Origin of the sequence: Paenibacillus solani, from assembly GCF_050475945.1 — a bacterium.
In the GTDB taxonomy this organism is placed as follows: Bacteria; Bacillota; Bacilli; order Paenibacillales; family Paenibacillaceae; genus Paenibacillus_AQ; species Paenibacillus_AQ solani_A.
This window is the reverse complement of record NZ_JBCMXJ010000020.1, coordinates 223031-229082: the sequence shown is the minus strand read 5'-3', so window position 1 is coordinate 229082 and position 6052 is coordinate 223031. Positions and strand designations below refer to the sequence as shown.

At 46.1% G+C, this 6052-nt stretch carries 3 protein-coding genes and 10 tRNA genes; all 13 read left to right on the top strand.

Features of this window, described 5'->3' with window-relative positions; all coding sequences use genetic code 11:
- Positions 1-25: 25 nt before the first annotated feature.
- The 13 genes from ABEQ74_RS26025 to ABEQ74_RS25965 all read left to right on the top strand — a co-directional run bounded on the left by ABEQ74_RS26025 (position 26) and on the right by ABEQ74_RS25965 (position 5857).
- Positions 26-101 (top strand) — tRNA-Thr (locus ABEQ74_RS26025).
- 39 nt (positions 102-140) lie between these two features.
- Positions 141-215 (top strand) — tRNA-Glu (locus ABEQ74_RS26020).
- Between the two features lie 139 nt (positions 216-354).
- A tRNA-Val gene (locus ABEQ74_RS26015) sits at positions 355-430 on the top strand.
- A gap of 54 nt (positions 431-484) precedes the next feature.
- Positions 485-559: transfer RNA gene (locus ABEQ74_RS26010), tRNA-Gln, on the top strand.
- 67 nt (positions 560-626) lie between these two features.
- Positions 627-702, top strand: a tRNA-Lys gene (locus ABEQ74_RS26005).
- Between the two features lie 14 nt (positions 703-716).
- Positions 717-800 (top strand) — tRNA-Leu (locus ABEQ74_RS26000).
- 6 nt (positions 801-806) lie between these two features.
- A tRNA-Gly gene (locus tag ABEQ74_RS25995) sits at positions 807-881 on the top strand.
- Positions 882-885: 4 nt separating this feature from the next.
- Positions 886-962 (top strand) — tRNA-Arg (locus ABEQ74_RS25990).
- Positions 963-983: 21 nt separating this feature from the next.
- Positions 984-1057 (top strand) — tRNA-Pro (locus ABEQ74_RS25985).
- Positions 1058-1068: 11 nt separating this feature from the next.
- A tRNA-Gly gene (locus ABEQ74_RS25980) sits at positions 1069-1142 on the top strand.
- Between the two features lie 274 nt (positions 1143-1416).
- On the top strand, positions 1417-4203 hold the full coding sequence (gene ppc, locus ABEQ74_RS25975; protein WP_430125130.1) for a phosphoenolpyruvate carboxylase: 2787 nt from the start codon (positions 1417-1419) through the stop codon (positions 4201-4203).
- Between the two features lie 245 nt (positions 4204-4448).
- On the top strand, positions 4449-5018 hold the full coding sequence (sigW, locus tag ABEQ74_RS25970; RefSeq protein ID WP_430125129.1) for an RNA polymerase sigma factor SigW: 570 nt from the start codon (positions 4449-4451) through the stop codon (positions 5016-5018).
- A gap of 224 nt (positions 5019-5242) precedes the next feature.
- Positions 5243-5857: a zf-HC2 domain-containing protein gene (locus tag ABEQ74_RS25965; protein WP_430125128.1), complete on the top strand. Its 615-nt coding sequence runs from the start codon at positions 5243-5245 to the stop codon at positions 5855-5857.
- Positions 5858-6052: the final 195 nt, after the last annotated feature.

Sequence of the window (6052 nt, the reverse complement as noted above, 5' to 3'; positions counted from 1 at the left end):
TCGAGTCCTGTTCGGGGAGCCACTTGCTTCCATAGCTCAGTAGGTAGAGTGCATCCATGGTAAGGATGAGGTCACCGGTTCGATCCCGGTTGGAAGCTCCAGATTCGACTTGTTGAAATGGACATGCAGCATGATATTGTGGCCCGTTGGTCAAGGGGTTAAGACACCTCCCTTTCACGGAGGTAACAGGGGTTCGAATCCCCTACGGGTCACCACTTACTTAAAATGCTTCAGGGGATGAGAACCACCACGGTTCGTTGGAGCATCAACTTCGTAAGCTTAGACTTCGCAGTCTCGAACGAAGTGAGAGTATCCCCTACGGGTCACCACTTACTTTATCTTTAATCCAGATATGGAGGCTTAGCTCAGCTGGGAGAGCGCCTGCCTTACAAGCAGAGGGTCGGGGGTTCGATCCCCTCAGCCTCCACCATATAACTTAAGATTCCAACGGGAATCAATAAGTTGCAAGAATGTTCATCGATTTTGGGGATTAGCCAAGCGGTAAGGCAACGGACTTTGACTCCGTCATGCATAGGTTCGAATCCTATATCCCCAGCCACTTCATTCCCTAATAATGAAGTTAAGCTTGAAGGTAATCCGGTTATTTAACGGAGGCTCCTGAATGCGAGCCATTAGCTCAGTTGGTAGAGCACCTGACTTTTAATCAGGGTGTCGAAGGTTCGAGTCCTTCATGGCTCACCAGTGTTTTATCTTGTGCGCGTGTGGCGGAATTGGCAGACGCACTAGACTTAGGATCTAGCGTCTTTGACGTGGGGGTTCAAGTCCCTCCACGCGCACCATTTATTGCGGACGTGGCTCAGCGGTAGAGCATCGCCTTGCCAAGGCGAGGGTCGCGGGTTCGATTCCCGTCGTCCGCTCCATTATGCGCCCTTAGCTCAGCTGGATAGAGCGTTTGACTACGAATCAAAAGGTCGGGAGTTCGAATCTCTCAGGGCGTGCCATTCTTTACAAAAGTTTAATATCGGGATGTAGCTCAGCTTGGTAGAGCACCTGGTTTGGGACCAGGGGGTCGCATGTTCAAATCGTGTCATCCCGATTGTTACATCTGCGGGTGTAGTTCAATGGTAGAACTCCAGCCTTCCAAGCTGGTAGCGTGGGTTCGATTCCCATCACCCGCTCCATACATAAGCAGGACATCACCTTGTGTGATGTTTTTTTACATATTCACACGACTGTCCTGCGAAGAGTTAATGTGATAAAGAAACGGAGTCGTATCGATCGTTTGTATTACGAAAGCCATGATGACGGTAGGTGTCATGAGCTTGAGTTTTGTCAATTTGGCTAATTTTTTCGCCTGTAAAATGCAGATTTTCATGCACTTTTATTGTATGATATTAGGAAGGCATTAAGTCCTAGAGATAAACTGCTGAAACGGGTTGAGATGGGAGGAGTAGCATGACTGAACTTACTGTAACGGCAAAGAGCAATTCCAACAATCTGCTGCGGCGAGATGTACGGTTTCTCGGCAACATTCTCGGAGAAGTTCTTGTCCATCAAGGGGGCAATGAGCTTTTAGAAATAGTTGAGAAAATTCGCGAAACGAGTAAATCGTTGCGATCCGTATTCCTGCCAGAATTGTTTGCAGATTTCAAAAGGATCATCAGCACACTAGAACCCGACATTCGCCATCAGGTGATTCGCGCGTTTGCCATTTATTTTCAATTGGTTAACATTGCTGAGCAAAATCATCGCATACGCCGTAAACGTGATTACGAGCGTTCTGCAGGGGAGAGCGTTCAACCTGGATCCATTGAAAGTGCGGTTCAGGATCTGAAGGAACGTAATATTCCGTTTGAAGAAGTTCAAGAGATTCTGGGAAGCATGTCCCTTGAACTGGTGATGACAGCTCATCCGACAGAAGCGATGCGTCGGGCTATTCTGGACATCCATAAACGGATTGCAGACGATGTCATGCAATTGGACAACCCGACATTGACGTTCCGTGAGCGAGAGCAGCTTCGGGAGAAACTCCTGAATGAAGTGATCACCCTGTGGCAAACCGACGAGCTTCGTGACCGTAAGCCAACGGTTCTTGATGAGGTCAGAAACGGGATGTATTATTTTCACGAGACTCTGTTTCACATTCTGCCAGAAGTTTATCAAGAACTGGAGCGCTGCCTAAGCAAATATTATCCGGGTCATCATTGGCACGTTCCAACCTATTTACGTTTCGGCTCGTGGATTGGTGGCGATCGGGACGGAAATCCGTCAGTGACGGCGGACATCACATGGAAAACGCTTGAAATGCAGCGGAAGCTTGCGATACGTGAATATCAGCGGATTCTACGCGAATTCATGAAATACCTCAGCTTTAGCTCCTCTATTGTGAGTGTATCGGATGAATTGCTTCAATCCATTGAAAAAGACCGCGAGCATGTGACACTGAGGAAGATGGAAATTTGGCACAATGAGAAAGAGCCTTATCGTGTAAAACTGGTCTATATGTTAGCTAAAATGAATCATATTCTGGATGAGGATATGACAGGCAGCGAGCGTTACCAGTCGCCAGAGGAATTTATCGAGGACTTGAATATCATTGATCGAAGCTTACGTTTCCATTTTGCTGACTATGTAGCGGATACCTATATTCAGAAGCTAATCCGCCAGGCGGAGCTGTTTGGATTCCATACTGCAACGCTGGATATCAGACAGCACAGTAAAGAGCATGAGAATGCCATGACTGAAATTCTTCGTAAAATGAATGTGACGCAGGATTATTCGAAATTAAGTGAAGATGAGAAGATTGAACTCCTCAATAAATTGCTTAATGATCCTCGCCCTTTAACTACCCCATATCAAGAATACAGCGACAGTACAGAAGAATGTCTTGAAGTATTCAGAACGGTATTCCGCGCACAGCAGGAGTTTGGCGTGAAGTGTATTTCAAGTTATTTGATCAGTATGTCAGAGGGTGCAAGTGATATTCTGGAAGTGATGGTATTTGCCAAAGAGGTAGGACTCTTCCGCAAGGACAATGATGGCTCTGTTGTGGCTACACTGCAGGCTGCCCCGTTGTTTGAAACCATTGAAGATCTTCATGCAGCTCCTGAAATTATGAACAAAATCCTGAGTCTGCCGATTTATCGTGAAGCCATTACGGCGATGAACGAACTACAGGAGATCATGCTGGGCTACTCCGATAGTAATAAGGATGGCGGAGCCATTACAGCAAACTGGGAGCTTCAGGTAGCACTTAAGAAAATTACAGACGTAGGCAATAAATACGGAATTAGAGTGAAATACTTCCACGGTAGAGGCGGATCGCTTGGCCGCGGAGGCATGCCACTAAATCGCAGTATTTTAGCCCAACCAGCATCTACGATTGCAGGCGGTATCAAAATCACGGAGCAGGGCGAGGTTATTTCCTCACGTTACTCTTTGAAAGGTATTGCTTATCGCAGCCTGGAACAGGCAACTTCTGCGCTTATCACAGCCTCTCTTCATGCTCGCTATCCTGAAAAGGAATCGATCGAAAAGGATTGGGAAGAGATCGCAGCCAACATCTCTGCGGTATCACAGAAGAAATATCAGGATCTGATATTCCGTGATCCGGATTTCCTTAGCTTCTTCAAGGAATCCACGCCGCTTCCTGAGGTGGGAGAGCTTAATATCGGCTCCCGGCCATCCAAGCGTAAAAATAGTGACCGTTTTGAGGACCTCAGAGCAATTCCTTGGGTGTTTGCTTGGACTCAGAGCCGTTACCTGCTTCCAGCATGGTATGCAGCTGGTACGGGCTTACAGAGCTTCTACCAAGGCAATGAAGAGAATCTAAAGGTGCTCCAGAAGATGTATGAGAGTTATCCGTTCTTCACGTCATTGATCAACACGCTGCAGATGGCACTTGCTAAAGCAGATCTGATCATCGCTAAGGAATATTCCCTCATGACGAAGGATAATACCGCCCGTGAGCGAATCTTCGGAATGATTCAGGATGAATTCAAACTGACGAAAGAGCTAGTTCTCAAAATTACAGGACAACAGGATATTCTGGATAACCAGCCAGTCTTGCAGGAATCGATTCGACTCCGCAACCCTTATGTCGACCCGCTCAGCTATTTGCAGGTGCAATTGCTCAATGAGCTGCGGGAACTCAGAGAACAGGAGCAGGACGATCCGGATCTGCTGCGGGAAGTACTGCTGACCATCAACGGCATTGCCGCAGGGCTTCGCAATACCGGCTGATACCTTGCAAATGCCATGAGGTTTTGAAGGGCTAGTAATTAGGCGGGGCTCCCTAATGGGGTCCCGCTTTTTTATCGATCAGGCCGCTTGTTACCTTCGGAGGATAGAGATGGGAATATCCGCTTAAGGAGATTACCCGGAAACCGGGATTCTTTTTGAATTATTGTTGATTTTTAGAAACAGTTGAATTACCATTTGAATGATGCTTATTTTTACGTTACCCATCAGACCATTCTGGGGGAATTATGGTGGACAATTTAGATGTAAGACTGGCAAAGCTGGCTCGAAAAGGGGACCAGAGAGCATTTGCCGAAATTGTAGAACTGTACAAAGACAAAATTTTTCATTTGGCTTACCGGATGCTGAGCAATCGGCATGAAGCTGAAGATGTTGTGCAAGAAACATTTTTACGCGTCTATAAGAATCTTGACCGATACGATGAGAATCAGAAATTCTCTACGTGGATATACCGAATCGGTACGAATCTTAGCATTGATCGGCTGCGCAAACGTAAGCCTTCTTTCTCGCTGGACGCGGACCTGAACGAAAGTGAAGGCATGGACGGCTACTCCCTCATACCGAGTGATAACCGTACACCAGAAAGCGAAATGCTGTTGTCCGAGACGCAGCGCATTATTCACCAGGCGATAGACGGGCTTCCCGCCAAGTACAAGACCATTATGATTCTAAGATACATACAGGATCTATCACTGCAGGAGATCAGCGATATTGTGGACTTGCCGGTAACAACGATTAAAACACGAGTACATCGTGGACGTGAATTTTTACGAAAAAAACTGGAGTTTAAATTGTGAGGGGGAAATCGCCTATCGTCGTTCTCTGAGGAAGAGAGATCGCCTTGAATGGCGCTTTTTTCTTGCGATGGTAGGAAAATTACGTTTTCGTAACTTTTTTTGATAATTCCTCAAATAATTGAAACATCCTTGATTCCGGCGCGTATGAACAATTAAAGCAAGTCTTATGCCTCTACGGGGGGATAGACCCAGCAAAGAGATTGAACGAAAGGATTGGCTCACAAATGGATTGCAAATTTGCCATCTCTTTGATGCATGATTATCTGGATAATGACTTGTCCGACCCGCAGCAGTTGGAATTGCAGAAGCATTTGCTGGATTGTGCTGACTGTCGGAATTACTTCGAAAAGCTGGAGCATACCGATATGCTTCTTTATTCCCTAACTCATCATGCAACCAAGCCATCAGATGATTTAACAGAACGTATTATGGGCATGCTTCCGAAACCCAAGAAACAAAAAGTCTGGGTCCAATGGGTTAAGAATCACCCGGCACTTACGGCTGCTGCTCTGTTTTTGGTTGTCATGCTCTTTAGCACCATCAGTTTTTGGAGTCAGGATAATCAACTGGTTGTGAAGAGTGATGAGTTCGAGAAGCTGGTGATTGAAGGGGATACCGTCATTATTCCTCAAGATCAAATCATCACGGGAGATCTTACGGTTGAGAATGGAAAGGCGAAAGTCTACGGCCAGGTTAATGGCAATCTGACTGTGATTGACGGAGAATTATTTCAAGCATCCACCGCACATATAGCCGGTCAAGTGAAAGATATCGATAGGGCCATGGACTGGATATGGTACAAAATTTCCAATCTGTTTACAGATGCCGCTTACCGATAGGTGAAAATCGCAGCTTACTGATAAAAGCGCCTCTTTTCAGAGAAAAGATGGCGCTTCTTTTGTTGATTTTTCAGTTTTCACCGGGAAAGCGGGGCTGGTCCGCTTGCATCGGAAAGATTAACGTTATAACCTAGAGAGTGTAGAGTAAATACTACATATATAGTCGCTTTAATGAGAAGTATGTTTCTAAGAAGG